Genomic DNA, 829 nt, shown 5'->3' with positions numbered 1-829 from the left:
AAGCCCCTGGTAGAGGAGTTAACGACCAAGAAAACCCAGCACCAGAGGCTCCACATGCTGTTGTACCGTTCCTGCCTGCCGTTGTCACGCCGGACCTTGAACCTGGCCGCCCGCACCATCCGCGCTCACCGCAAGAACACCGGTTCCCGATGGCGGCGCCTGGACCCCGCGCAACAGGCCCTGCTGGTCCTGGTCCACCTGTACAAAGGTGAGACGTTCACCCAGGTCGCAGCCGGTTTCGAGGTGGGAACCACGACCGCCTGGCGCTACGTGCGCGAGACCACGGCCCTGCTCGCCGAGCAGGCGCCCACCCTGGAACAGGGGCTGCGCTGCGCACGCCGCAAGGGGTGGGGGTACGTGATCGTGGACGGGACTCTGATCGCCTGCGACCGTGTGGCGGCCGACCGTCCGTTCTATTCCGGCAAACACAAGCAGCACGGCATGAACATCCAGGTGGTGGCCGCACCCAACGGGGAACCCCTGTGGACGTCGTGGTCGCTGCTCGGATCGGTGCACGACACCAGGGCCGCCCGGGTGTGGAAGATCGCCGAACGCATCAAGGCCGCAAGGCTGCTCGGCCTGGGCGACAAGGGGTACGTAGGCCTGTCGGAGGTGGTGTTCTGCCCGTTCAAGGGCCGGGGCAAGTCGCAGTGGAAGAAGGATGCCAACTCTGAGCACGCCAAGCTCCGCAGCCCCGGGGAGCGAGCTTTCGCCCAGCTCAAGAACTGGGACGTCCTACGCCGGTTGCGGTGCTGCCCGCACCGGGCCGGAGAGATCACCCGAGCTGTACTCGTCCTTCAACTCCGAGAAGCAGGATGAAAAAGGCTCA

General features: G+C 65.7%; 1 protein-coding gene. It reads left to right on the top strand.

Annotated elements, in window-relative coordinates; translation table 11 throughout:
- Positions 1 to 54 precede the first annotated feature (54 nt).
- Complete coding sequence (locus BQ8420_RS17430) at positions 55 to 819, top strand: transposase family protein (RefSeq protein ID WP_087100188.1); 765 nt, start codon at positions 55 to 57, stop codon at positions 817 to 819.
- Positions 820 to 829 lie beyond the last annotated feature (10 nt).

Origin of the sequence: Nocardiopsis sp. JB363, from assembly GCF_900143625.1 — a bacterium.
Classification (GTDB): Bacteria; Actinomycetota; Actinomycetes; order Streptosporangiales; family Streptosporangiaceae; genus Nocardiopsis.
Note: the sequence above shows the minus strand (reverse complement) of the source record. Positions and strands in the feature narration are given on the sequence as shown.

Coding starts and splice junctions, on each gene's coding strand:
- BQ8420_RS17430 (WP_087100188.1), top strand. CDS start 55: ATGCTGTTGTACCGTTCCTGCCTGCCGTTGTCACGCCGGACCTTGAAC.